Annotated in this window: 29 protein-coding genes; 19 read left to right on the top strand and 10 right to left on the bottom strand. The window is 58.7% G+C overall.

The window, feature by feature from the left end; genetic code table 11:
* The first annotated feature begins 90 nt into the window (after positions 1-90).
* The 7 genes from AC2FFB_RS05975 (at position 91) to AC2FFB_RS06005 (ending at position 6,604) form a co-directional block, all read left to right on the top strand.
* Positions 91-1,797 carry an acyl-CoA dehydrogenase gene (locus AC2FFB_RS05975; protein ID WP_496874658.1) on the top strand — a complete coding sequence of 569 codons (1,707 nt, stop codon included), beginning with the start codon at positions 91-93 and terminating at the stop codon, positions 1,795-1,797.
* On the top strand, positions 1,797-2,843 hold the full coding sequence (locus tag AC2FFB_RS05980; protein ID WP_281995247.1) for an MBL fold metallo-hydrolase: 1,047 nt from the start codon (positions 1,797-1,799) through the stop codon (positions 2,841-2,843). The genes AC2FFB_RS05975 and AC2FFB_RS05980 overlap by 1 nt, the downstream gene beginning before the upstream one ends.
* A gap of 5 nt (positions 2,844-2,848) precedes the next feature.
* A complete protein-coding gene (locus tag AC2FFB_RS05985) occupies positions 2,849-3,298 on the top strand; it encodes a DUF6173 family protein (RefSeq protein ID WP_142635374.1) in 450 nt (149 codons plus the stop codon).
* 63 nt (positions 3,299-3,361) lie between these two features.
* Entirely contained in the window at positions 3,362-5,200 is a 1,839-nt protein-coding gene (locus AC2FFB_RS05990) for a glycerophosphodiester phosphodiesterase family protein (RefSeq protein WP_496874659.1), read from the top strand.
* Positions 5,187-5,747 (top strand): hypothetical protein, encoded by a 561-nt coding sequence (locus tag AC2FFB_RS05995; RefSeq protein WP_496874660.1) that lies wholly within the window; start codon positions 5,187-5,189, stop codon positions 5,745-5,747. The genes AC2FFB_RS05990 and AC2FFB_RS05995 overlap by 14 nt, the downstream gene beginning before the upstream one ends.
* A gap of 68 nt (positions 5,748-5,815) precedes the next feature.
* Positions 5,816-5,950 (top strand): aa3-type cytochrome c oxidase subunit IV, encoded by a 135-nt coding sequence (locus tag AC2FFB_RS06000; protein ID WP_142635378.1) that lies wholly within the window; start codon positions 5,816-5,818, stop codon positions 5,948-5,950.
* A 21-nt stretch (positions 5,951-5,971) separates the two neighbouring features.
* Positions 5,972-6,604, top strand: coding sequence for a hypothetical protein (locus AC2FFB_RS06005; RefSeq protein ID WP_496712194.1), 633 nt, complete (start codon positions 5,972-5,974; stop codon positions 6,602-6,604).
* On the opposite strand, the gene AC2FFB_RS06010 is transcribed toward AC2FFB_RS06005, so the two are convergent.
* Together AC2FFB_RS06010 and AC2FFB_RS06015 are read right to left on the bottom strand one after the other, a co-directional pair.
* Positions 6,593-6,925 carry an AzlD domain-containing protein gene (locus AC2FFB_RS06010; RefSeq protein WP_496712192.1) on the bottom strand — a complete coding sequence of 111 codons (333 nt, stop codon included), beginning with the start codon at positions 6,923-6,925 and terminating at the stop codon, positions 6,593-6,595. The genes AC2FFB_RS06005 and AC2FFB_RS06010 overlap by 12 nt on opposite strands.
* Positions 6,922-7,632 (bottom strand): AzlC family ABC transporter permease, encoded by a 711-nt coding sequence (locus AC2FFB_RS06015; protein ID WP_142635384.1) that lies wholly within the window; start codon positions 7,630-7,632, stop codon positions 6,922-6,924. The genes AC2FFB_RS06010 and AC2FFB_RS06015 overlap by 4 nt, the downstream gene beginning before the upstream one ends.
* Positions 7,633-7,681: 49 nt before the next feature.
* Between AC2FFB_RS06015 and AC2FFB_RS06020 the strand changes: the two genes are divergently transcribed.
* From AC2FFB_RS06020 to AC2FFB_RS06040, 5 genes are read left to right on the top strand one after another with little or no spacing between them, the layout of a single operon-like run.
* Positions 7,682-8,569 (top strand): formate dehydrogenase accessory sulfurtransferase FdhD, encoded by an 888-nt coding sequence (locus AC2FFB_RS06020; RefSeq protein WP_496874730.1) that lies wholly within the window; start codon positions 7,682-7,684, stop codon positions 8,567-8,569.
* Complete coding sequence (locus AC2FFB_RS06025; protein WP_496874661.1) at positions 8,566-9,102, top strand: hypothetical protein; 537 nt, start codon at positions 8,566-8,568, stop codon at positions 9,100-9,102. The genes AC2FFB_RS06020 and AC2FFB_RS06025 overlap by 4 nt, the downstream gene beginning before the upstream one ends.
* Entirely contained in the window at positions 9,099-9,743 is a 645-nt protein-coding gene (mobA, locus tag AC2FFB_RS06030; RefSeq protein WP_281972573.1) for a molybdenum cofactor guanylyltransferase MobA, read from the top strand. The genes AC2FFB_RS06025 and mobA overlap by 4 nt, the downstream gene beginning before the upstream one ends.
* Complete coding sequence (gene mobB, locus AC2FFB_RS06035; RefSeq protein ID WP_142635390.1) at positions 9,740-10,231, top strand: molybdopterin-guanine dinucleotide biosynthesis protein B; 492 nt, start codon at positions 9,740-9,742, stop codon at positions 10,229-10,231. The genes mobA and mobB overlap by 4 nt, the downstream gene beginning before the upstream one ends.
* Entirely contained in the window at positions 10,228-11,493 is a 1,266-nt protein-coding gene (locus tag AC2FFB_RS06040; protein WP_496874662.1) for a molybdenum cofactor synthesis domain-containing protein, read from the top strand. The genes mobB and AC2FFB_RS06040 overlap by 4 nt, the downstream gene beginning before the upstream one ends.
* Here the strand turns inward: AC2FFB_RS06040 and AC2FFB_RS06045 are convergent.
* The 3 genes from AC2FFB_RS06045 to AC2FFB_RS06055 all read right to left on the bottom strand — a co-directional run bounded on the left by AC2FFB_RS06045 (position 11,490) and on the right by AC2FFB_RS06055 (position 13,589).
* A complete protein-coding gene (locus AC2FFB_RS06045) occupies positions 11,490-12,482 on the bottom strand; it encodes a hypothetical protein (protein ID WP_142635394.1) in 993 nt (330 codons plus the stop codon). The two genes, AC2FFB_RS06040 and AC2FFB_RS06045, sit on opposite strands and share 4 nt — an antisense overlap.
* A gap of 17 nt (positions 12,483-12,499) precedes the next feature.
* Positions 12,500-12,970, bottom strand: coding sequence for a transcription elongation factor GreA (gene greA, locus AC2FFB_RS06050; RefSeq protein WP_142635396.1), 471 nt, complete (start codon positions 12,968-12,970; stop codon positions 12,500-12,502).
* Positions 12,971-13,208: 238 nt separating this feature from the next.
* Positions 13,209-13,589: a VOC family protein gene (locus AC2FFB_RS06055; RefSeq protein WP_142635398.1), complete on the bottom strand. Its 381-nt coding sequence runs from the start codon at positions 13,587-13,589 to the stop codon at positions 13,209-13,211.
* A gap of 86 nt (positions 13,590-13,675) precedes the next feature.
* Here AC2FFB_RS06055 and soxR point away from each other — a divergent pair, with 86 nt between their 5' ends.
* The 4 genes from soxR (at position 13,676) to AC2FFB_RS06075 (ending at position 18,541) form a co-directional block, all read left to right on the top strand.
* On the top strand, positions 13,676-14,131 hold the full coding sequence (soxR, locus tag AC2FFB_RS06060; protein ID WP_142635400.1) for a redox-sensitive transcriptional activator SoxR: 456 nt from the start codon (positions 13,676-13,678) through the stop codon (positions 14,129-14,131).
* Positions 14,132-14,267: 136 nt separating this feature from the next.
* Positions 14,268-15,914, top strand: a complete 1,647-nt coding sequence (locus AC2FFB_RS06065; RefSeq protein ID WP_281972570.1) for an electron transfer flavoprotein-ubiquinone oxidoreductase — start codon at positions 14,268-14,270, stop codon at positions 15,912-15,914.
* Between the two features lie 7 nt (positions 15,915-15,921).
* Positions 15,922-17,730, top strand: a complete 1,809-nt coding sequence (locus tag AC2FFB_RS06070; RefSeq protein WP_496712182.1) for a tetratricopeptide repeat protein — start codon at positions 15,922-15,924, stop codon at positions 17,728-17,730.
* Positions 17,720-18,541, top strand: a complete 822-nt coding sequence (locus tag AC2FFB_RS06075; RefSeq protein ID WP_496693561.1) for a 4-(cytidine 5'-diphospho)-2-C-methyl-D-erythritol kinase — start codon at positions 17,720-17,722, stop codon at positions 18,539-18,541. The genes AC2FFB_RS06070 and AC2FFB_RS06075 overlap by 11 nt, the downstream gene beginning before the upstream one ends.
* Here AC2FFB_RS06075 and AC2FFB_RS06080 read toward each other — a convergent pair.
* Positions 18,534-19,532: a polyprenyl synthetase family protein gene (locus tag AC2FFB_RS06080; protein WP_496693562.1), complete on the bottom strand. Its 999-nt coding sequence runs from the start codon at positions 19,530-19,532 to the stop codon at positions 18,534-18,536. The two genes, AC2FFB_RS06075 and AC2FFB_RS06080, sit on opposite strands and share 8 nt — an antisense overlap.
* 56 nt (positions 19,533-19,588) lie before the next feature.
* On the opposite strand from AC2FFB_RS06080, the gene AC2FFB_RS06085 reads away from it, so the two are divergent.
* The 3 genes from AC2FFB_RS06085 to AC2FFB_RS06095 all read left to right on the top strand — a co-directional run bounded on the left by AC2FFB_RS06085 (position 19,589) and on the right by AC2FFB_RS06095 (position 20,860).
* Positions 19,589-19,804 (top strand): putative signal transducing protein, encoded by a 216-nt coding sequence (locus AC2FFB_RS06085; protein WP_142635410.1) that lies wholly within the window; start codon positions 19,589-19,591, stop codon positions 19,802-19,804.
* Positions 19,801-20,574: a tRNA1(Val) (adenine(37)-N6)-methyltransferase gene (locus tag AC2FFB_RS06090; protein WP_496689021.1), complete on the top strand. Its 774-nt coding sequence runs from the start codon at positions 19,801-19,803 to the stop codon at positions 20,572-20,574. Before AC2FFB_RS06085 ends, AC2FFB_RS06090 begins: the two co-directional genes overlap by 4 nt.
* A 121-nt stretch (positions 20,575-20,695) precedes the next feature.
* Positions 20,696-20,860: a YdcH family protein gene (locus AC2FFB_RS06095; RefSeq protein WP_142635414.1), complete on the top strand. Its 165-nt coding sequence runs from the start codon at positions 20,696-20,698 to the stop codon at positions 20,858-20,860.
* Here AC2FFB_RS06095 and yddG read toward each other — a convergent pair.
* From yddG to AC2FFB_RS06115, 4 genes are all read right to left on the bottom strand, one after another.
* Positions 20,857-21,723, bottom strand: a complete 867-nt coding sequence (gene yddG / locus AC2FFB_RS06100) for an aromatic amino acid exporter YddG (RefSeq protein ID WP_496712178.1) — start codon at positions 21,721-21,723, stop codon at positions 20,857-20,859. The genes AC2FFB_RS06095 and yddG overlap by 4 nt on opposite strands.
* Positions 21,720-22,667: a transcriptional regulator GcvA gene (locus tag AC2FFB_RS06105; protein WP_142635418.1), complete on the bottom strand. Its 948-nt coding sequence runs from the start codon at positions 22,665-22,667 to the stop codon at positions 21,720-21,722. The genes yddG and AC2FFB_RS06105 overlap by 4 nt, the downstream gene beginning before the upstream one ends.
* A 301-nt stretch (positions 22,668-22,968) precedes the next feature.
* Positions 22,969-23,691, bottom strand: a complete 723-nt coding sequence (phbB, locus tag AC2FFB_RS06110; RefSeq protein WP_271948478.1) for an acetoacetyl-CoA reductase — start codon at positions 23,689-23,691, stop codon at positions 22,969-22,971.
* Positions 23,692-23,804: 113 nt separating this feature from the next.
* Positions 23,805-24,191: a hypothetical protein gene (locus AC2FFB_RS06115; protein WP_496689016.1), complete on the bottom strand. Its 387-nt coding sequence runs from the start codon at positions 24,189-24,191 to the stop codon at positions 23,805-23,807.
* Positions 24,192-24,193: the final 2 nt, after the last annotated feature.

Consider the following 24,193-nt stretch of genomic DNA (forward strand, 5'->3'; position numbering starts at 1 on the left):
TAATCGTTCAAACCCAGATGAATAACGGCGAGTCAGCGGATTTCCAACCCCGGCGTCGCGGACCGTTCAAGACAGCCCCGAGGTAATATTATGCCCTATCGCGCACCAGTTGCAGATTACGAATTTCTGTTCCGCCATGCGGTTGATTTTGATCGTATTGCAGCGACCGACAAGTTCGCGGAAGCAAGCGAAGACGTCGTCAGCGCCATCCTGACCGAGGCTGGAAAACTCTGCGAAGAGGTCATGGCGCCGCTTCAGCGGAACGGAGACCTAGAGCCCGCGCGTCTGGAAAACGGCGTGTTGCGTACCTCGCCAGGATTTAGCGACGGTTGGAACGCTATTGCCGAGGGGGGCTGGATCGGCATGAGCGCCGATCCCGAGTATGGTGGTATGGGGCTGCCGATGACCTTGACCACTGCCGTCAACGAGATGATGTCTGCGGCCTGCCTGTCACTGCAACTGGCGCCGCTGATGACGCAGGGCCAGATCGAAGCACTGGAGCACCACGCAAGTGATGAGCTGAAGAACCTGTACCTGCCCAAAATGATCGCTGGTGAATGGTCGGGCACGATGAACCTGACCGAGCCGCAGGCGGGATCGGATGTGGGTGCGCTGACGTCGAAGGCAGAACCGAATGGAGATGGCACTTATTCGGTGTCTGGTCAGAAGATCTTCATTTCCTGGGGTGACAACGATTTTGCTGAAAACGTGTGCCATCTGGTGTTGGCACGCCTGCCCGATGCAGTTCCCGGAACCAAGGGAATATCGCTGTTTCTGGTCCCCAAGCACCTGCCGGACGAGAATGGCAATCCAGGTGTGGCAAATGACCTGAAAGTGGTTTCGCTCGAGCACAAGATGGGCCTGCATGGTTCGCCAACTTGCGTGATGCAGTATGATGGCGCCAAAGGTTGGCTTGTGGGTAAGGAACATGGCGGAATGGCTGCGATGTTCACCATGATGAACAACGCGCGACTGGGCGTCGGCGGACAGGGTATCGGTGCCGCCGAAGGCGCCTATCAGCAGGCCCTGGAATATGCGCTTGAGCGGAAGCAAGGCAAGACACCTTCGGGCACAATCCTCGATCACGCCGATGTACGCCGGATGCTGATGAGTATGCGTGCGGATACTTTTGCTGCGCGCGCGATCATGCTTGCAAACGCAGCCGCGATTGATATGGCCAATGCAACAGGCGACGCGGACTGGGTTTCGCGCGCGGCCTTGTTGACGCCGATAAACAAGGCCTTCGGTACCGAAACCGGTATGCGGGTTTCGGAAGAAGGCGTGCAGGTCCATGGCGGTATGGGCTTTATCGAGGAGACCGGCGCGGCACAGTTCTATCGCGACGTCCGTGTGACCGCGATTTACGAGGGCACCAACGGCATTCAGGCCATGGACCTTGTCGCACGCAAGATGATGGATGGCGGCGAAGCGGCGTCCCGTTTGCTGGACGAAATCGAGGATCACGCCGAACGCGCGCGTGGGTCAATGCCGGAACTGGCGGGTCCTGTCTGGGAGGCCACGGAAAGCCTGCGTGAAACGACCGAGTGGCTGATATCGCAGCCCGACATGAACACGCGATTTGCCGGCGCCGTGCCCTATCTGAAGGCATTCGCCCGCGTTCTGGGCGGTCACTATCACCTCAAGGCGGCCCTGGCCGAGCCAAACGGCACCCGTTTCAAGCTGGCACGCTTTTATATCAATGCACTGTTGCCTGAGTTTTCGGGGCTTTTGGTTCAGGCGCAGAACGGTGCGGAGGACGTCTTTGCTCTCAGCGCCGAGGAAATGGTAGCTGCCTGATGGACGGTGATACACATTTGACGATACGCTATCCTTGGCCCGAGGCTCCGACCCTGGGTGAAGCCGTTGAAATTGCCGAAGGCGTGCTTTGGATGCGGTTGCCGCTGCCTATGGCGCTGGATCACGTCAATATCTATGCGCTGGATGATGGCGACGGATGGACGGTGATCGACACTGGCATGTCCTCGAACAAGACGCGCCGTATTTGGGCGGACCTGATGGCGGGACCGCTGGGGGGCAAACCCGTGACGCGCGTGGTGGTGACCCATCACCATCCCGATCACGTTGGCAATGCTGGTTGGTTTCAATCTGAACACGGGGCCGAGCTGGTCACGTCGCGTACTGCATGGCTGTTTGCACGGATGCTGACGCTGGATGTGCAGGAAAACTGGCCGCAGGAAACGCTGGATTACTACCGAAGCGCCGGGATGGATGCCGATTTCCTTGCCAAAAGGATGACAGAACGGCCCTTCAATTTCTGCGACACGGTCTATCCGATGCCGCTGGGCTTTACCCGGATCAAGCAGGGCAGCGTCATTCGTATGGGCGGGCGCGACTGGGATGTTCATATGGGCAATGGCCACGCTCCCGAACATGCAACTTTTTGGAGCCGTGACGATAATCTGGTGATCACGGGCGACCAGGTTCTCAGCTCGATCAGCCCCAATCTAGGCGTCTATGTTACCGAGCCCATGGCGGATCCAGTGGCGGAGTGGATGGAAGCCTGCGAGCGCCTGCAGGACCTGGCGCGCCCGGATCATATGGCGCTGGGCGGGCACAAACTGCCCTTTACCGGCCTGCCGGTCAGGATGAGGCAGTTGATCGACAACCACCACAGCGCGCTGGACCGTCTGCAGAATTATCTGGACCAGCCCAAAACCGCTGCTGAGTGCTTTGTGCCCTTGTTCAAACGCCAGATCGGTGAAGGAGAGTATGGGCTTGCTCTGGTCGAAGCAGTTGCACATCTGAACCATCTCTACCACATTGGTGCTGTTACCCGAACGCGGCGCGCGGACGGGGCGTGGGAGTTTCAGCGCAAAGGGTAGAAGGCATGGACAAGATCGAAACCTCAGCCGAGGCAGCGGAATCAGCAGCATTGCCCCGATGTTACGAGGTGCATGCCAACCCGGATGCGAAATCCGGCGCCAAGGACCTGCCCGGCCAGTTGCAAAAGCCCGTAGCCACCAAAAGCTCGGCGCAATGGGCCTATGAACGGTTGATCCTGTATATCCAGAATTTCGAGAATACGCTGGATGCGGATCATGAGGTCGCCATGGGATTTACTGGCGGTGATGCCGGGGTAATGCGGATCGAAGGAATGGGCTATTTCGACCCTGATATCATCACTTTTTACGGCGCAGATGGGTCCGGGGCGCGAACCCAACTCGTGCAGCATGTCAGCCAGTTGAATGTAATGCTGCGAGCGCTGCCCAAATCGGTCGAGGATAAGCCCGCCAATCGCATCGGATTCCGACTGGCGGCTGATCTGGAAGAAAACTGATAGCCTGACTTGCAATTCTCGTCTGCGCAGCCTTGAATGAATCAATCATTTGGGGGGCGCAACGTGGCCACTTTCTCTGCCGTTACAAAAGCATACAAGGGCGCGTGGGCACGCCGCCGGGTCTTTGTGCCGATCTATGTCGTCGTGCGCCTGTTGCTGATTGCGCTGATTGCGCCGGGCGTGGCGATTGCGGTGAACCTAGCGGTTTCGCTCTCCAGCCAGACCGCCCTGACGGATCAGGATATTGCCGCGTTCATCCTGTCTCCGCTGGGGTTTGCGGTCGCAATCGCAATGCTCAGCCTGTTCCTGCTGGCCGAGATCTTTGTCTTCTCGGTCATGGCCGGGTCGCTGAGGATGGGCGAAAGCGATCCGTGGCGCGCGGGGAGCGCGGCGATCAAATTGATCCTGTCGCGCCTGCCTGCGCTGTTTGGATTTGCTGCACGCCTGGTTCTGCGGATCATCCTGTTGATCCTGCCTTTCGCCGCTGTCGCTGCTCTGATCGCCTGGTGGACGCTGACCGAGTATGACATTAACTATTACCTGACCTTCCATCCGCCGTCTTTCTGGATCGCCGTTGCGCTGATCGGAGTTGTGGTGCTGGTCATGGCGTGGGTGCTGATCCGCAAGCTGTCCGCATGGGCGCTGGGACTGCATCTGGTTCTGTTCGAAAACCTGCCACCGGCTGATGCTTTCAAGGTCAGCGCGGATCGGATGGAGGGCAAGCGCGGGCGGCTCAAGATCGCACTGGTGTTCTGGCTGGGGCTGAGGGCAGTTCTTGCCGCGCTGATCGCTTGGGGCGCGGGATCATTATTCGCGTTGGTGCCCCTGCAGGGGGCAGAGCATCTGCGGCTGGCGCTAGTTTACAGCCTTCTGGTCGCCGGGCTCTGGTCGTTGGCTGGGCTGGTTTTGGCAGCCACCGCGCTGGGAGCACTTGCGGTTTTGCTGGACGGTTTTTTCAAGATCCGGACCTCTGAACCACCACATCCCGCGCCAGGCAATCTGCGCATTGGTCTGCTGAGTGCTGTTGGCATTGCGGCGGTGGCGGTATTGGTCGGGCTCTGGTTCGGTCAATCCCTGCTGGAACGCGTTCAGGCCCCTGACAGGGCCGAGGTGATCGGCCACCGTGGTGCCGCTGCGTTACGGCCGGAAAACACCATGGCCTCGGTTCTGAAGGCGATTGAGGACGGGGCGGACTGGGTTGAAATCGACGTGCAGGAAACGGCGGATGATGAGATAATCGTCGCCCATGATAGCGATTTCATGAAGCTGGCCGGGGTGAACCTGAAGGTCTGGGATGCCACGATGGAAGACGTGGCCGAGATCGATATCGGCAGTTGGTATGACCCGGAATATGCCGATGAACGCACGCCAACGCTGCGCGACGTGCTGGCTGCGGCCAAAGACAGGGCCAAGGTGATCATCGAGTTGAAATATTACGGTCATGACGTCGATCTGGAAAACCGCGTTGCGGCCTTGGTCGAGGAATTCGGCATGCAGGATGACATCGCTACCATGTCGCTGAAATACCCTGCCGTGCAAAAGATGAAGGCTCTTCGTCCCGATTGGCGCGCGGGGGTTTTGGCGGCAACCGCTGTTGGCGATCTGTCGGGTCTCGAAGGGGATTTTGTGGCTGTCAACGCCGCCATGGCCACGCCGGGGCTGGTACGTTCGGTGCAGGCCGCGGGCAAGGATATCTATGTCTGGACGGTGAATGACCCGTTGCAAATGTCGGCCATGGCCTCGATGGGGGTGGATGGGCTGATCACGGACCGACCGGCAATGGCCAAAGAAGTCTTGCGTATCCGCGCTGAAATGGGGCCGGCAGAACGTCTGATGCTGTGGCTGGCAACGGTGCTCGGCATGGCCGTTGATACCGATGCGATGCGCGATGAAAGCCCGTAATCTGGCCGTTTCTCTGGCGCTGATCGCGGCGCCAGTCGGGGCGCAGGACTTTATGCGCAGTCTTGAGATGCCCGCCCATCGCGCGCTGATCGCACAGCGGGGCGCTGCGGAATTGACGCCATTTGAAACGGATGGCTGCTCGGGCGGGTTGTCAGCCAGCTGGCGCTTTGTGGCTGACAGGTTTCCCAGCTTTCAGGCCCTGTTCGAGGCGCATCCCCCATGGGAGAGTTGCTGTGTCAGCCATGACCGGGCCTATCACCACGCGGGCGCAGGCCTGCGCCCCGAAGACAGTTATGACGCGCGCCTGTCAGCCGATGACAGCCTGAGAGCCTGCGTGCGGCAACACGGGGATGAGAACGCCGAAATTTACGCCGAACGCTATGACATGACTTCGGATCAGATACGATCCGCCCATGCCATAACCGCCGAGGCCATGTATGGCGCGGTGCGATTGGGCGGGGCGCCCTGTTCGGGCCTGCCCTGGCGGTGGGGGTTCGGATATCGCGGGTGTTCGGTCTTTGATTCCGTGTCACCTGCGCCCGAATGACGTGGTGACAGGCCCGGGATTTTCGATTATCCAACGTATCAAACACGCGAATTAGGATTCTGAAAATCATGGCTGAACATAAGCACGGCGAAATGGACATCACCGTTCAAACCAAAACCTTCAACGGTTTCGTAAAAGCGACCACATGGTGCGTGGTGGCGATTGCTTTCCTTTGCCTGTTTCTGGCGGTTTTCGCCGCTTAATCCCGGGCGAGGCTGACCGCCGTGATCAGATTTGTGATTGCCTGCCTGCTGGCAGCAACAGTGGCTGGCTGTGCCGGTTCGCAGCGTCCGCAGGCCGATCAGACCGAAGTTGTGGCCCGTTCCTATCGTGATCCGGGGCCATCAACATTGACGCTCTATACCATGATCAGCACCCGGACCGGTTCGGGGGCGCATACCTCGCTGATGATAAGCGGCAGCGAAAGGGTGATCTTTGACCCCGCAGGCTCGTTTCGCGCCGATGTGGTGCCGATCCGAAACGATGTTCTGTATGGCATCACGCCGAATGTCGAACGCGCTTATCGCAGCAGCCACGCACGCGAAACGCATTATGCGCGTATCCAGACGATTCAGGTGACACCACAGCAGGCCGAAATTGCCCTGCAACTGGCCAAGCAGATGGGCCCTGTATCCGAAGCGTTTTGCGCCAACTCAACCTCGCAGCTATTGCGGCAGGTGCCGGGTTTCGAGCAGATCAATACGACCTTCTACCCGGTCAAGCTGTCCGATCAGTTCGGTGAACTCCCCGGCGTCGTGACCACCGAATACCGCGAGAATGACGATGCTGACCTGCAGGCCGGTTTGGCCTCGAACAATGCGCGCCTGAACCAGTTGGAAGCGGCTTCAACCCAATAGGTACAGCAAGCCATAGAGCGTGCCCGCCCCGGCAAAGATGGCAATGACCACGTTTTTTGTGATGACACCAACCGTCAAAGCAACCGCTGCGGCGGCCATGCGCGGCACGTCGGGCTGACCACCCGTCGCGGTTGGCCAGACCACCAGCGGCGCAATCAGGGCCGGGACGATGGCAACGGCGGTATAGCGCAGGTGGCGTAACAACCAGGGTGGCATCGGGCGGTCTCCGACGATGCCGATAAAGGTAAAGCGTAGCGCAAAGCTGCCAATCGCCAAGCCAACGATAATGCTCCACATGGTCACCGGATCAATCTGTGTCATGGCCTATTCCGCTCTAACATCAATTCGGCCTGCGCCCCTGCGATCATCCCGGCGGTCCCGGCGATCAGCAGGCCCAGGTTGAACGGCACGCCTACGGTCAACAAAGCAACGGTTATGGCGACTAAGGCGGCGATGACATGGGCAAGCGTCCTCATCATCGGCCCGATCATTGCCAGGAATGTGATCGGAAGTGCAAAATCCAGCGCCCAGCTTTCTGGAATCTGTGCGCCCAAAACTGCGCCCAGATAAGTTGCCAAAATCCAAAGCGGCGTGATCGGTGTGACCGAGCCAAAGAAATAGGCCATGCGCTGCGGCACGGTCATATCGGGCTCTTTTTCGAACTGTACAATGGAGCAGGCATAGGACTGATCGACCGTCAGATAGGCGGCACAGGCCCGTTGCCACAGGGGGGCCGCACCAAGATAAGGTGTCAGTGAGGCCGAATACATTGCCACGCGTAGGTTAACCGCCAGGGCCGATGCCAGAACGATCAGGCTGGGTGTGTTGTCCTGCAACAGCTGCAGGGCGGTGAACTGGGCTGCCCCGGCAAAGACAGCCGCCGAAAAGGCGATTGTCTGGATAATATCCAGCCCAGCCTCGGTCGCAAATACGCCGAAAAGGGTGCCGAACGGAATTGCCACAAAGATAAACGGCGCTCCATCGCGAAAACCCTTCCAGAAGTATGACTTGGATGTGGTGTAAGCCATGGCAAATTCCTATGGTATCGCCAACAGCAGTAGCGATCTTGGGAAAGGGTTGCAATTGGCCACGAAACCGGATGCCACCGACTACATCATCGCCCCTGATCCCGGCGCGGTTCGCCTGACCCGTGCGGTTGACGGCATCGACCAGAATGGCGCGGTCAGCCGGATCTCGGTCGTTGAGGAACGCCCCCTGACGATATTCCTTAACGCTCAGGAAATCGTGACTGCAATGACAATCGGCGATTACCCTGAATATCTGGCGCTGGGGTTCCTGCGCAATCAGGGGATGCTGTTGGCCGATGATGACATTACCGGCGTGGATTACGATGACGATCTGGAAACCGTGGTGGTGCGCACCGCGCGCGAAACCTCATATGAGGATAAGCTGAAGAAAAAGACCCGGACCAGCGGTTGTGCGGTAGGCACTGTGTTTGGTGACATGATGGAGGGGCTGGAGGATGTGCGCCTGCCACAGGGCTCGGTGCGCACATCGTGGCTGTATGATCTGGCGGCCAAGATCAACCGAACCCCTTCATTGTATCTTGAGGCTGGTGCAATTCACGGCACGGTCCTGTGTCGGGAAAACCGACCGTTGGTCTACATGGAGGATGTGGGACGCCACAACGCGGTCGACAAGATCGCCGGCTGGATGCTGTCCGAAAACGTGGGTGCCGAGGACAAGATCCTCTACACCACAGGCCGTCTGACCTCGGAAATGGTCATCAAGACTGCAATGATGGGCATCCCGGTTCTGGCGTCACGATCAGGGTTCACCGCTTGGGGTGTCGAAATCGCGCGTGAGGTTGGCCTGACGCTGATCGGTCGTATGCGGGGGCAGCGGTTCATGTGCCTTGCGGGCGAGGATCGACTGGTGCGGGATGTGGACCCGTCGACAGTGGCGGTCGAAGATAAAAAGCATAGACGGAAGAGTGCGGAATGATTTTGGAAGTCTTTGGTTTATTTATTTTATTCGTCGCGACATTGGGCTTGCTGCCATTGATGGTCTATGTGTTCTGGCTCCTTGAGCGGTCGAAACGCGCGATCATTGAGGGTATGGCGCAATTGGACGTCAACCTGCGTAACCGTCTGGGGTGGGCGCCAGAGGAATACATCAGCATTTGGAACATCGCCGCCCCCTTTCGGCTTGGTTGGCAGGCATGGGGGGAGTTGTCTCAAAAACAAGCACTCGTGCTTCAGCGGGTTTTGATGCACGGTCTGCCTGAGTTTGCCGGGATACCAGATGAGGTCAGAAAGGCGGTGCGCACGTATCGGTGCTGTTTTGGTCTTATCTTTGCTGTTGGAGCCGTCTTAGTGTTTTTGCCAGCCCACTATAGCCTGAGTCACAAGGCGGCCGAATTGACGGGGTGGCCTGCAATTATTTGGTTTACAGCATTCGGATTGGCCGTCGGTCCATTGCTTTTCCTGCCCACCCAGAAATTCAGGAAATGGCCCGCACTTGAGGAGATCAAATGACCCGCCCCCTCGGCATCATCCTCGCAGGAGGCCTTGCCACTCGGATGGGTGGTGGCGACAAAGGCTTGCTGACAGTCGGTGGGCAGAGCCTGCTGTCTCATGTCATTGACCGGTTTGGCCCGCAGGTGGTCGGTCTGGCGCTGAATGCCAATGGTGATCCCGAACGGTTCGCCGACCTGAACCTGCCGGTTCTTCCCGACACGATTGAAGGTTTCGCCGGGCCTCTGGCGGGTGTGCTGGCGGGGCTCGATTGGGCAGCAGAACAGGGGGCCGACAGCATCGTCACCGCCGCTGCCGACACGCCGTTTTTTCCGCGCGATCTTGTGGCGCGCCTAACGGATGCTGCTCAAGGGCAAACCCATCCGTTGGTGCTGGCGACTACGCCTCGAACCGGGGATGAAGCACTGAAATCCGGCGGCGGCAAACGGGTCGACCGGCATCCGACATTTGGCCTCTGGCCTGTCGCGTTGCGAGATGATTTGCGAGATGCCTTGAATGACGGGCTGCGCAAGGTTGTGCTGTGGACAGATAAACATGATGGGCGTGAGGCGTTGTTTCCGGCGGAGCCGTTTGATCCCTTCTTCAATGTCAACACGCCCGACGATCTGGCGCGGGCGCAAAAGCTGCTGGAGCAGGCATGAAGGTCTATGGCGTCACCGGCTGGAAAAACGCGGGCAAGACCGGCCTGATGGAGCGTTTGGTGGCCGAGATCACCGCGCGTGGCTTTTCGGTTTCGACCGTCAAACATGCCCATCACGCCGCCGATGTCGACCAGCCCGGCACGGACAGTTTCCGCCATCGAGAAGCCGGTGCGTCCGAGGTGCTGTTGGCGTCCGGCAAGCGCATTGCGATGATGCAGGAACTGCGCGGCGCACCGGAGCCGCCTCTCTCTGATCTGCTGGCACGCTTGGCTCCGGTTGATCTTGTGCTGATCGAGGGGTTCAAACGCGAAGCCCACCCCAAGGTCGAGGCGTATCGGGTGGCCGCTGGAAATCCGTTGATTGCGGCCGAGAACGAAACTGTGCGCGCGGTTGCCAGTGACACAGAGCTGAACTTCGACCGTCCGGTTTTTGATCTGGACGACACCGCAGCCATCGCAGGGTTCATTCTGCAAGAGGTAGGATTATGAGCAAACCGGACATTGCCCCACCGCCCCTGCGAAACGATTGTTTTGCCTTGCCTGCGGGCGTGAGCTGGACGCCGGTTGACGAGGCGTTGGCCCTGCTGCGCGACCGCCTTTCGGTCGTGATGGGGGCTGAAACCGTTCCGTTGGCACAAGCCGCAGGTCGGATTTTGGCCGCCGATGTATATGCCCAACGTTCGAACCCGCCGCAGGCAAATACGGCGGTAGATGGCTATGGCTTTGCCGGTCCGGTTCCGGATGGGCCGCAGGTGATGCCGCTGCAAGACGGGCGTGCGGCGGCTGGTGTTCCCTTTGATGGTCAGCTTGCGCCCGGCCACGCCATACGGATTCTGACTGGTGCGGCCCTGCCCGATGGGGTGGACACCGTTATTCTGGAAGAGGACGTGACAGTTCAGGATGGGTATATCGCCTTTCGCGGCCCCCTGAAACAGGGTGCCAATACCCGCAATGCGGGCGAAGATGTGGTTGGAGGTGATCTGGCTTTGCCCGCTGGACGCCGGTTGACACCTGCCGATCTGGCCCTTCTCTCGGCGACGGGTGCTGGTGATCTGCTGGTTCGCAAAGCTCTGCGGGTGGCCGTCCTGTCAACGGGGGATGAGCTAGTCGAGGCGGGTGAGGTTGCTGAGCCAGGGCAAATCTACGATGCCAATCGCCCAATGTTGCTGGCTCTGATCCAGCGAATGGGATTCCAGCCACTGGATATGGGCCGCGTTGCCGATGATCGTGAAACCCTGCGCGAGCGGCTGAACGAAGCTGCGAAAGAGGCGGATGTTGTTCTGACTAGCGGCGGCGCGTCGGCAGGGGACGAAGACCATGTCTCCGCGCTGTTGCGGCAGGCCGGAGCGATGCAGGAATGGCGTATTGCCCTGAAACCGGGGCGACCTCTGGCTTTGGGGATTTGGGACGGAGTGCCGGTTTTCGGACTGCCCGGCAATCCAGTAGCGGCATTGGTCTGCACCCTAATCTTTGCCCGCCCGGCGCTGGGCCTGATGGCTGGCGAGGGCTGGCAGGACCCGCAGGGGTTCGATCTGCCAGCCGCCTTTGATAAGCGCAAGAAACCCGGGCGGCGGGAATATCTGCGGGCCCGTATCCGAGACGGAAAAGCCGAAGTTTTCAACTCGGAAGGGTCCGGGCGGATCAGCGGGCTAAGCTGGGCCGAAGGGCTGGTCGAGATCGAAGACGGCGCGCGCCACATCCAACCGGGTGATCTTGTCCGGTTCATCCCCTATGGAAGTTTCGGAATCTAGTCGAAGGTTCCAGCCACACGCCCCAGCAACATGAAGGCCCGCGCGGTTCTTGTATCACCCAAAGCGGTCAGCTCTGCATCGCTGGCACGGGGTTCAAACTCGATGATCATGTGATCGAACCGGCGCAGAAAGTGATGGGCGGCGTCCCGGAAAATGGGATCCTGCTTCATCCGGGCCGAAGTCAGCGCCAGCGAGGAGCGGTCGCGAATGCCGCCCAAGGCCGCGACAGCCCGTCCGCGCCCACCCTGCGCAAATTGCCGCCAGATCTCGGGGCGGGCCATGTCAGGGCGCAGGTCATCCATATAGATGCCCTCTTGGCTGAGCAGGGTCAGCACGTCCTGAGAGGCCTGTACAAGCTTGGCTGTCTTGCGGTCCTTGAGCGCCAGCCGTAGGGCATCAAAGCCTTCGGTATCTTCCTGTGTTTCCGGAAAATTCAGCGCACGGATAAAGATGTCGGTGCCAAGCGGGGGCACGATATCCCCAGCTTGTGTACCCAGTTCCAGCGAAGTCTGATCGCCGTTCCCCACGGCTGTCGGTTGCTGTGCGGGTTCCCTGCGCTTGGTTGAAAACGTGGCCAGCGCGCTTTCGGCTTTCTTGGCCGTTTCCGCGATCTGATCCAGCTTTTTGGATACGGCTGGCTCATAGGTGCTGGAAGATCGCTGTTGCTGAGCGATATATGCGTTTCGGATGGCGTCAATCGAGGTTTGTAGTCGTGCGCTTTCCTCGCGCATGATCCGGCTGGCGCGCATGGCCATTGCCGCGACCCAGATCATCGCTACCGGCATGAAGACCGCCAGCAAGGTCACGACAAAGCCTCCGCCGTCGACCTCGTCGGGCAGCACCAGAAAAACAACCGAGACGATCAGCCAGATCACGCTGAGGGCGACGGCTGCAATTTCGATCTCGGTTATCGAAGGCTTGGTTGGCCTATCATATATGCCCAGTGAGGTTGGCCGATTGGCTTCCTGCTCTGGCGTGGGCTCGGACATTGGGAACGCTCCGGGGCTCAGGCGTAAGTGATACTCAGGACTTCATAAGAACGTACACCGCCAGGTGTGCGTACTTCGACACTGTCGCCTTCGTCCTTTCCAATCAGGGCGCGGGCAATAGGGGATTTGATGTTCAGCAGGCCGGCTTCGATATTGGCCTCATATTCCCCTACAATCTGCCAGGTCTTTTCCTCGTCAGTGTCTTCGTCAACAAGCGTGACCTTGGCGCCAAATTTGATAGCACCGGACAGTTTGGCAGGGTCGATCACATCGGTCAGTGAAAGGATGCCTTCCAACTCTTTGATGCGGCCTTCGATAAAACCCTGCTTTTCCCGGGCCGAATGATATTCGGCGTTTTCTTTCAGGTCACCCAGTTCCCTGGCCGAGGCGATGGCTTCGATAATAGCTGGCCGCTCGACGGATTTTAGGTTCTTGAGTTCGGCCTGAAGCGCAGCATTGCCCGCAGGCGTCATGGGAATTTTTTCCATATTCTTGTCGTCCACGCTGAAATTGTAACGCCCCGCCGCATGGAACCAGCGTCGGGGCGATTTGATGGGTTGGCAAATACCTGACCCAAATGATGCGTGAAATGCAAGAGGTCAAAGAAGACAGCAAGCTGGATTTGCGACTTAACGCCGTTGGATTGTGCGCCGTGGGCACCTGTTACGCTGTCCAAACAGCTGACCGCGCTGCCATTTCCAGGTGGTTGAGGCCATCCAGAGTGTTTCAAGCATATTGCACCACCTCAAACTCGATGCCGTTCTCATCATCGAAATAGAACCGCCTGCCGGGCTCGTAATCTGCATGCGACTTGGGGGTGAAACCTGCTTTGACCACCTTGTCTTCGGTTGCGTCGATGTCTTCGACCAGAACGCCGACATGATTCAGCCCCCCGATGATGTCATAGCTGCTTTCACCCGAGGGTTTGGGATCGCTGGGTGCATAAAGCGCCAGGTAGGTATGTGCGCTACCGACATGCACGGTATAGCCACCCGCGATTGCAGGGCCTTCCCAGCGGGTTTTCCAACCGAAGACGTCCTGCATCCATTTTGCCGAAGCCTGCGGGTCGCGGACAGTGAAATTGGTGTGTTCAAGTGTCGCCATCATGGGATCTCCTATTCAATTTGAGGCTTGTCCCGACTCACCGTAATTTCTAAACCTAACTTTAGGTCAAGGAATTTTTTGAGGGCGAGATGGCGATTTCAGAGGGGCTGGCAATAGGCGCTTTGGCCCAGCGCACCGGGCTGGCGGTTTCAGCGATCCGATATTACGAGGCGCAGGGTCTGATCGCCCCATGGCGCAACGCGGGTGGGCAGCGGCGATATCAGCGCGCCGACATAAGACGGTTGAGTTTTGTGATGATAGCGCAGCAATTCGGATTAACCCTGCCCGAAATCCGAGAAGTCCTGTCCGGCTTGCCCGGAAATCGTACACCAACGCCGCAGGATTGGAAAAACATCAGCAAGGATCTGCGGTCGCATTTGGATCAGCGAATCGATACGTTGATGCGCCTGCGTGACAATCTGGACGGATGCATTGGCTGTGGGTGCCTTAGTTTGCCCAAATGTGCTCTTTACAATCCTGATGACCGTGCCAAATCCAAGGGAAGTGGCCCCAGATACCTGATGGGTGACACTCCGGACACGTGATCTGCCGCATAGCGGCATAGTTACGCCGTGTTTCGATTGACCTGTGGCTTTCCCAGCATGTAATCAGCCGTGAAACAAAATTGCGCCGACCGTGCGTTAGATGCGCCAATTCGGAAAGTTAGCGAAGGAGCCCGCAATGGCCGAGATTGAACGCGAAGCGATGGAATATGACGTGGTGATCGTGGGCGCCGGCCCCGCGGGACTGTCGGCGGCCATCCGTCTGAAACAGCTGGATGCCGATTTGAACGTCGTCGTTCTGGAAAAGGGCTCGGAGGTGGGTGCGCATATCTTGTCAGGTGCGGTGCTGGACCCGTGCGGCCTGGATGCGCTGATACCGGACTGGAAGGAAAAAGGTGCGCCGCTGAACACGCCGGTTACCGAAGATAACTTCTATATGCTGGGTGAGGCCGGAAAAATCCGCATTCCGAACTTCCCGATGCCGCCGCTGATGAACAACCACGGCAACTATATCGTGTCGATGGGCAATGTCTGCCGCTGGATGGCTGAACAGGCCGAAGAGCTGGGCGTGGAAATCTTCCCTGGCATGGCCTGTTCCGAGTTGGTCTATGGCGACAATGGTGAAGTCAAAGGCGTTGTTGCCGGTGTCTTCGGCCTTGAGGCCGATGGCTCCTACGGCCCGAACACCGAGCCGGGCATGGAGCTGCACGGCAAATATGTCTTCTTGTCCGAAGGTGTGCGCGGGTCGCTGTCCAAGGAAGTGATCGCGAAATACGATCTGCAAGCCGGAAAAGAAGTCCAGAAATACGGCGTCGGCATGAAAGAGATCTGGGAGATCGACCCGGCCAAGCACAAGGAAGGCACCGTCACCCATACGATGGGCTGGCCCCTGGGCAGCAACGCGGGCGGCGGGTCGTTCATCTATCACCTGGAAAACAATCAGGTCTATGTCGGGTTTGTGGTTCACCTGAATTACAAGAACCCGCACCTGTACCCCTATATGGAGTTCCAGCGCTTTAAGCATCATCCGATGGTGGCCGAGCTGCTGAAAGGCGGCAAGCGCGTGGCTTATGGCGCTCGTGCGATTACTGAGGGTGGATATCAATCGATGCCCAAGCTGGTCGCGCCAGGCGTGGCGCTGCTGGGCTGTTCGGCGGGCATGGTCAATGTGCCGCGCATCAAGGGCAACCACAACGCGATGCTGTCTGGCAAAGCTGCGGCCGAGGCGGCATTTGATGCCATCAAAGCCGAGCGTTCGGGCGATGAATTGAATGTCTATGAAGCAGATGTTCGCGAAGGTGCCATCGGCAAAGACCTCAAGAAAGTGCGCAACGTCAAACCGATGTGGTCAAAGTGGGGTCTGATGCCCTCGCTGGCGCTGGGCGGTTTGGACATGTGGACAAACACTCTGGGCTTTTCGCTGTTTGGCACTCTGGGCCACGGTAAGAACGACGCGGAATCGACTGAAGAAGCCAGTAAACATAAACCGATCGACTATCCAAAGCCGGATGGCACGCTGTCCTTCGACCGCCTGACCAACGTCTCGTTCGCGATGACGAACCACGAGGAAAGTCAGCCTTGCCATCTAAAACTCTCGGACCCGGCGATTCCGGTCAGTGTCAATCTGCCCGAATTCGACGAACCTGCGCAGCGCTATTGCCCGGCGGGGGTGTATGAGATGGTCGAGGATGAAAATGGTCCGCGATTCGTGATCAACTTTCAGAATTGCGTTCACTGCAAGACCTGCGACATCAAAGATCCCAGCCAGAATATCACCTGGACCACGCCGCAGGGAGGGGATGGCCCGAACTATCCCAATATGTAAGCGAAAAATGGGCAATGGCGGCGTCGTGAAGGCTCTGCCATTGCCTCTTTCTGGTCAAAGCCCTAGCTTATTGCGCAACCGACAATCGCAAGGCAGGAATTTGGTGACTTTTCTCATTCGTCGCACAGCGTTGGCTGTGCTGTTTACCACGTCATTCGCCATTCCGGCTTATGCCGACACTGGGTTCGGTGCGTATCTTGCCGGGCGTCAGGCGATTTTTCAGGACGACTATACGGCGGCTGAGAAATACTTTGCGCAAGCATTGCGCGCAGATCCTCAAAACGACCGGTTGCTGGAGAATGTCGTCGTTGCGCGCTTGTCGCTGGGCGAGGTTAAGCGCGCTTTGCCGATTGCCCAAACCATCGAAGAGTTGGGCCTGCCCAACCAGCCCGCGAAAATGGCGATTGCCGCTAATCTGGTGGCTGAAGGCAAGCTGGATGAACTGCTGGCCCGCGACCCCGAAACGCAAGGTGTCGGGCCGCTGGTTGACGGGTTAATATTGGGCTGGGCCCATATGGGCCAGGGCGCGATGACCAGCGCGCTGGAGCAGTTTGACCAAGTTGCTGCGCAGGAAGGTCTGCGCGAGTTCGCGCTTTACCACAAAGCTTTGGCACTGGCCTCGGTCGGAGACTTTGAAGGCGCCGAGGCAGTCTTTGCGGCCGATAACGGTGTTGTGGCGCGATTTACCCGCCGCGCAGCGCTGGCACGGACCGAGGTTCTGTCGCAGCTGGACCGCAATGAGGATGCGCTGCAGTTTCTGGATGACGTGTTCGAGTCCGGCTCTGATCCCTCGATTGAAGGGTACGAATCGCGTCTGAGCGCTGGCGAAACGCTGCCCTTTACTCATGTCCGCACATCGCAGGACGGTATCGCAGAAGTGTTCTTTTCCGTGGGAGCCGCGCTCAGCAGTGAGGCGGCTGAGAATTACGTCCTGCTTTATGCGCAGGTCGCAGCCTTTCTGCGCCCGGATCACGTGGACGCAATCTTGTTGAGTGCCGAACTTTTGGACGAGTTGGAGCAATACGATCTTGCCGTCGAGGCCTATCGCAAAGTGCACGCGAGCAGCAGTGACTATCACGCTGCTGAACTGGGCCGAGCCGAGGTGCTTGTCACGGCAGGCAAAACCGATGCGGCGGAAGAAGTCTTGCAGACCCTTGCGACGCAGAGACCGGATCTGCCAAGTGTTCACGTGGCGCTGGCTGATTTGCAAAGACGTGAAGAAAACTATGCAGCGGCTGTCGAAACCTATAGCACAGCGATTGAATTGATTGATGCTGATGGTGGCGGCAACTGGTTCCTGCACTACGCCCGTGGTATCTCGTACGAGCGACTAAAGCAGTGGGACAATGCTGAGGCCGATTTCCGCCGTGCGCTAGAACTTAACCCCGACCAACCGCAGGTCCTGAATTATCTGGGTTATTCGCTTGTAGAACGGCGCGAAAATCTGGACGAAGCGCTTGGCATGATCGAACGCGCCGTCGCCGCACGCCCTGGTAGCGGCTATATCGTCGACAGCTTGGGATGGGTTCTGTTTCGACTGGGCCGCTATGAAGAGGCGGTCGAGCATATGGAGCGTGCCGTCGAGCTGATGCCGGTAGACCCAGTGGTGAATGATCACCTGGGTGACGTTTACTGGGCCGTGGGCCGCGCACGCGAAGCCGAGTTCCAGTGGAAGCGGGCATTGTCTTTCATTGACCTCGAAGACGCCGATGGTGAGGCCGACCCCGAGCGTATTCGCCGCAAGATCGAGGTCGGGCTGGACGAGGTTCTGATCGAAGAAGGTGCCGCGCCGCTGAAGGTCGCCAATGAAGGCTAAGGCTTTCGCGCCCGCCAAGATCAACCTTACCTTGCACGTCACCGGCCAGCGCGTGGACGGCTATCACCTGTTGGATTCGCTCGTGGTGTTCGCCGATCTGGGCGATACGCTGCATTTCACCGCAGGTGAGGCGCTGTCGATCTCTGTCACCGGCGAACATACGGCGGGTGTGCCAAGCGATAGTCGCAATCTGGTGTGGAAAGCCGCCGAGGCTGCAGGCTGGACTGGGCATATTGACCTGAACAAAGTGCTGCCGCATGGAGGCGGGATCGGTGGCGGTTCTTCCGATGCCGCCGCAACTTTGCGGATGATCGAGGGCCAGGGTGGGCACGTCCCGCCGGGAACTGCGCTGCGCCTAGGGGCGGATGTTCCTGTTTGCACGGCGGCCAGTCCCAGCCGTATGCGCGGCATCGGAGAACGTTTGGACCCAGTCACGCTCCCGCATCTACCGGCCTTGTTGGTCAACCCGGGCGTAGAGGTTCCAACCCCTGCTATTTTCGCGGCTTTGCAATGCAGGGAAAACCCGCCCATGGCAGAGGATATCCCGGTATTTGAGGGGCCTCAGGATTGTGCCGAATGGCTGGGGAAACAGCGAAACGACCTGGAAGATCCAACCACATTGCTGGCCCCCGAAGTCGCGCAGGTGCTGGATGCGCTGAGCGATACAAAAGCGGCGTTGTTGGCGCGCATGTCGGGGTCAGGATCGACCTGTTTCGCGCTGTATCCGACGATGAAAGCTGCCCATTTCGCCGCCTATGAGATTGGAGCAGCCCATCCCGACTGGTGGTGCCGTGCGGTTCAGCTTAACTAAGGCGCGCGACAACGAAGTCTGCCAAATCGCTCAGCAGGGTGCGGATCTCATGTTCGGGCAGGATGGTCAGCGACGCCTTGGCCTTATTGGCCCAGCCAAGCGCATCTTTGCGCGTCGCAGCAAGCGTACCGTATTTGCCCATAAGACCAAGAGCGGTTTCGAGATCACCGCTTTCCTGACGACCCTTACCTATGGTGCGCTGCCAAAACGCGCGTTCTTCAGGCGTGGCCTGCGCCACGGCCTTGATCACCGGCAGCGTCAGCTTACGCTCGCGGAAGTCGTCGCCGACATTCTTGCCGGTCGCTTTGCTGTCGCCCTGATAATCCAGCAGGTCATCAGCGATCTGGAAGGCAATCCCCAGCGCATCGCCATAATCGAAGAGCGCCTTGACCTGGGCTTCTGACGCTTGGGCGATGACCCCGCCCACCTCGGTTGCGGCTGAGAACAAGGCTGCGGTCTTGCCGCGCACAACCTGAAGATAGATGGCCTCATCCGTGCCCAGATCGGTTGCAGCAGTCATCTGAAGCACTTCGCCCTCGGCGATCGTGGCAGACGCATTGGCAAGGATGTCCAGAACCCTAAGAGACCCGGTCTCGACCATAAGCTGGAAGCTGCGTGAGAACAGGTAATCCCCAACCAGAACGCTGGATTTGTTATCCCAAAGCAGATTCGCTGTTGGCCGTCCGCGCCTTTGTGCGCTTTCGTCGACAACATCGTCATGCAACAGGGTCGCGGTGTGGATGAACTCAACCGTTGCCGCCAGACGCAAATGATGGTCGCCAGCATAGTCGAACAGCCGCGCCGCGGCCAGTGTCAGCATCGGACGCAGGCGCTTGCCACCCGCTTCGACCAAATGTGCGGTGACTTCGGGAATGCGAGGCGCGTGTTCTGAGGCCATGCGCGTGCGTATCAGGTCATTGACCGCGTCCATTTCACCCGAAAGAATCTCGGCCAGCCGCTCATGCGGTTTTGAGACTGTGCTGATGTTCATCACACTCCTGATACAAGGCTCGACTTCCGCCTCACCTTGCCCTTACATCCATCCCCATGAAAGAACTTTTGCGCAGCACCGATCCGACGATCCTAGCCTTTGCATCCGCCCTTCTTCAGGGCGAGGATATAGACTGCTTTCAGATGGACGTAAATATGAGCATCCTAGAAGGCGGCATTGGTATTTTCCCCCGGCGCCTTATGGTGCGGACCGATGATTTGACCCGCGCTGAACGGGTGATGCGCGACAACGAGATCCCGCTGGGCCGATGACGCAATTCACTGACCCAGAGCTAAGTTTGAACGACTTTCTGAATGGGCGCGTTCGGCTTTGGCAGCCCCTGTCCGGCTATCGCGCCGGGGTCGATCCTGTCTTGCTGGCGGCAGCGGTACCGGCCAAGGCTGGGCAATCCGTGCTGGAGCTGGGATGTGGCGCTGGTGCCGCCATCTTGTGCCTGATGGCGCGCGTGCCGGGATTGAACGCCACGGGTGTTGAGCTGCAATCGCCCTATGCCGATCTGGCCACCCGCAACGCGGATCAGAATGCGCAGGCGCTGACAGTGGTGCAGGCCGATCTGAGCAAACTGCCCGCTGAACTGAAACAACAGCAGTTCGATCATGTGATTGCGAATCCGCCCTATTACTTGGCCGGTGCCCACAGCCCTGCGGCGGACTCGGGTCGCGGAATTGCCTTGGGCGAGGATACACCGTTGCGCGATTGGTTCGATTGTGCGGCAAAGCGCCTTGCACCGCGGGGCTATCTGCACATGATCCAAAAGGCCGATCGGTTACCCGACATGCTGTCAGCCTGTGCGGGGCGGCTTGGCTCAGTCGAGGTTCTGCCTCTGGCCGCGCGGGCAGGTCGGAAGGCTGAATTGGTGATCATTAGGGCCAGAAAAGGCGGTCGGGCTGCGTTTCAACTGCATGCCCCGCTGATTTTGCACAAGGGTGTGCGCCACGAAAAAGACGGCGAAAGCTATACCTCTCAGATATCGTCCGTTTTGCGCGACGGTGCTGCGCTGAACGGGTTTTCGGATCAATAGGCGCCAACCAGCCGAATTTGTCAGATTTATTATAGAATCTGTGCGTCTGCAGCGTGACAGGCTGGAAACGATGTGCTCAACTTCCTACGTTATTCAGAGACACCAATGAAGGAGTATCGCCATGAGCGTGAGCGCACATCTGACGGAACTGAAGAAGAAGCACGAAACTCTCGGTCTCGAAGTAGAACAAGCCCAGCGCGCGCCAGGCATCGACGATCTCCATATCGCTCAACTCAAGAAACAGAAGCTAAGGCTTAAGGAAGAGATAGAGCGACTTTCCAGTTAACTTTTAAGGCTGGCGCGCGCGGCGATGGCCGCGCCGCCGGTGACCAGGACGGCTGCGATTGCCAGGCCCCAGGATGGGGCTGCGATCCCGGCAACCACCAAAACGACGGTAGACAACAGGGGCGCTGCATAAGACGCGGTGCCAAGAATCTGAATGTCGCCTTGTTTGACCCCGATATCCCAGACATAGAACGCCAGACCAACAGGCCCCAGCCCAAGTGCCGCGATCGAGGCCCAGCCAAAGGCCGTGTCCGGCCAAACGGTTTCTTCGATGGCTAGATGCAGACCACCCGAGGCGATGGCGGTAAAGATGCAGAACACAGCGACAGAGCTTGTGGGCGTATCCCCAAGACGACGGGACATAACGGAATAGCCCGACCAGGTCAGAGCACACAGCAGCGCCAGCCCGTAACCGGGTAGGTGGCTGGCCTGAAATCCTGCGCCACCACCCCCGGCGATGATCACAGCGGCCCCAGCAAAGCCCAGGCAGGCTCCGATCAGGTGCCCTGCACGCAGATGCTCGCCCGGTAGCAAGCCTGAGAACAGCACAATCAACAGGGGCCAGAGATAGGCAATCAGCCCGGCCTCGGCTGCAGGGGCCATGCGCAGGGCCGAGAAGTAGAGTGCGTGATAGCCAAACAACCCGATGGTGCCAAACAGATAGGTGGTCCAACGCACGGTCCGCAGCTGCCCCAGCCCGCCATTGGCCCAGGTCCAGATCAGCCCCAGCGTCCCCCCGATCGAGAAACAGATCGTATTCAGCAAAAGCGCAGGAACGGGGGCTGAGCCGACGGTGAACAGGGCCAGAAGGGACCAGAGTAAAACGGCGACAAAACCGATAGTAGTGGCGCGGTTTCGGGTCATGCGGCTGACAGGTCCTCGACTGGAATGATGTCGAACTCATCGGATATATGTGCGGTCTTTTCAATCTCGGCCAGAAACCAATCCCGAAACGCCGCAATCTGAGGGCGGTTCTCGGCCCCCGAGAGGCACAGGAAGCGAAAGCGCCCCTTTGTTTCGATGGCGGTCTTGAAAGGTGCGACCAGCGTGCCTTCGGTCAGATCTTTCAGGATCATGGCCCGGCGGCCAAGCGCGACGCCAACGCCCGCAACAGCCGCGTCAATTGCGTGATCGGCGTTCGAAAACTCGGCACCATGGGTCGGGGTATGTGCGATGCCCACGGCCCTGAACCAGGCGGGCCAATCACTGGGTGGGGTCAGAAAGCGGATCGAGGCGTCATGGATCAACGGTGCATCCCGCAGGCTTTCCGGCGTGGTGAACTGGCGGGCGAGCTCGGGCGTCATGACCGGCGTCAGCCATTCCCGGCGCACTGGCACGGAATACAGCCCCTTATCCGCACCTTCGCCAAATCGGATGGCCACATCCACATCATCCCGTTCAAGGTCGATGATGCGTAACGTGGCCGAGAATTTCAGATCTATTTCGGGATGTGCGCGGGCAAATTCGTACAGGCGGGGCGCCAGCCATTTGGCCGTCAGGGCAGGGCCCGCTGTGACGGTCAGGCTAGTGTCGTCACCCTGTCTGCTCACGGCGCGCCATGCGGCTTGTAACGTGGCAAATCCATCCGCGGCGCCCGGGGCCAGGGTGCGCCCAGCCTCTGTCAGCTCCACCGCGCGGTTCAGGCGGTGAAACAGAGGGCGGCCCAAATGCTCCTCAAGGGATTTGATCTGAAAGGACAGGGCCGCAGGCGTTACATGCAGCTCTGCCGCGGCTTTGGCAAAAGACATGTGCCGGGCGGCGGCATCAAAGGCACGCAAAGCGGTCAAGGGCGGCAGGTAGTCGCTCATAGTATAGAAATTCTTAACTGAATGTTCAAAAAAGCTCGTTTGCGGCTTTGCCAACTAGAGTTCATATTGCTCATAAGTCAAGGAAAACTGTTTTGAACTGAGAGGCTGCCATGATTGAGATGACAACAAATCCAGCTGCACAATCGGCGATTCTGCGCGCGCATGAGGCGCGGGGCAAAGCGGTTCTGAATGTGTTGAAGTGGATTTTCGGTTCCCGCTGATCGCAGCGCGCGCGGTCTTACGGGATAAAAGAAGGGCCGGTTCTGCTAAGAACCGGCCCGCTTGCATTTTGACAGCCAACTTAGGCGAAGAACTGAGCACCATTGGCCGAGATGGTCGATCCGTTGATGAATTGCGAGTCTTCAGAGGCCAGGAAAGCAACGCAGCGTGCGATCTCTTCCGGTTCGCCCAGTCGGCCCGCCGGAATCTGGCTGATAATGGAATCACGAACCTTCTCGGGGACAGCCATGACCATTTCGGTTGCGATATAGCCAGGGCAGATAGCGTTGGCGGTGATGCCCGCGCGCGCGCCTTCCTGCGCCAGCGACTTCACGATTCCCAGGTCACCCGCCTTGGTTGCGGCATAGTTCACCTGAGCGAACTGACCCTTTTGACCGTTGATCGAGCTGATGACGATGACACGGCCAAACTTGCGCTCACGCATGCCAGGCCAAACCGGGTGAACGGTGTTGAATACGCCGGTTAGGTTGGTGTCGATCACCTGATGCCACTGCTCGGGTGTCATTTTGTGGAATGGGGCGTCCTTGGTGATGCCGGCATTGGCAACAACGATGTCGATCGGGCCAATCTCGGCTTCGACCTTTTCGATGCCCGCTTTGGATTCGTCATAATCCGCAACGTTCCATTTGTAGGTGGCGATTCCGGTCTCGTCGGTGAAATTCGCGGCGGCTTCGTCGTTCCCCGCGTAGGTGGCTGCAACATTGTACCCTTCGGCCTTAAGCGCCTTGGAAATTGCTGCGCCAATGCCGCGGGAACCGCCGGTGACGAGTGCTGTTCGTGCCATTTAGGAATCCTCCAATTTATGTCGTCTTGGTAATGCTGTTACTATTCCGAACCAGCCAGCGCAACAATATTGCGCAGGCAAGTTGCCGCAGCGCTGGGGTTTTTGGTTTCGCCTCAGGGTAGTGTGAGGCCACGATCTTTACCCAATGCACGGCAATAGTCGATCCAGTCCCTATTTTCCTTCAGCAGAGCCAAATTGCCAAAGCGAACGTGCCATGTCTCGGACAATCGAACCTGCGCGGACTGGATGTGTTTGTAGGGGTTCTTAATGCCTTCCATTGCGGCCTGATCACGAGCTTCCACAACGAATAACGCCGCGCTGGCAAGCGCGGCGTCTGTGGTTGTTTGGTCCTTGTTCCGGCGTGCTCTCAGCTCGGCCAGCTCTGTAAAGATGACGCTGCACTCCGTCAGGCTGGTCGAAAGCGGTTGACGGTTCTGTGCGTCTGCGGCCCCTGCAAAGCAAATCACAAGGGCCGAAATAAGAGTGGGCCGAGAAGGCATTG

This window comes from Ruegeria sp. YTSA219, from assembly GCF_059609985.1.